The sequence below is a fragment of the Paraburkholderia sp. SIMBA_027 genome, assembly GCF_046535315.1.
Lineage (GTDB): Bacteria > Pseudomonadota > Gammaproteobacteria > Burkholderiales > Burkholderiaceae > Paraburkholderia > Paraburkholderia tropica.
In genome coordinates, this window is the sequence record NZ_JAWRWY010000587.1 from 1 (window position 1) to 272 (window position 272).

1 protein-coding gene is annotated in these 272 nt (G+C 66.5%); it reads left to right on the forward strand.

Annotated elements, in window-relative coordinates:
* Nucleotides 1-4 precede the first annotated feature (4 nt).
* Nucleotides 5-272, forward strand: a 268-nt coding sequence (locus tag SB764_RS40360; RefSeq protein ID WP_410866805.1) for a DAK2 domain-containing protein, incomplete at its 3' end; no start/stop codon positions are given.

Below are 272 nucleotides of genomic sequence, written 5' to 3' on the forward strand. Positions count from 1 at the left end.
CGGCATGCAGCGTGGGTCGAAAGCCGCAGCACTCGCCGCAGCCGAGGCCACGAACCGCGGTTGCAGCGCCGCAGAGGTGATCCGCGCAACCGGCGAGGCTTGGGCCGATGTCGGCGGAGGCACTTCTGGAGCCATTTGGGGACGGATCATCTCCACGCTCGCTGATGGGTTCGCCGGGGACCGAGTCCCTGACCCCCCTGACATCTCCGCTGCTCTCATGGCAGTGGTCGGTGAGGTCCGCTCGTTCGGAGGCGTTGACATCGGAGACAAAA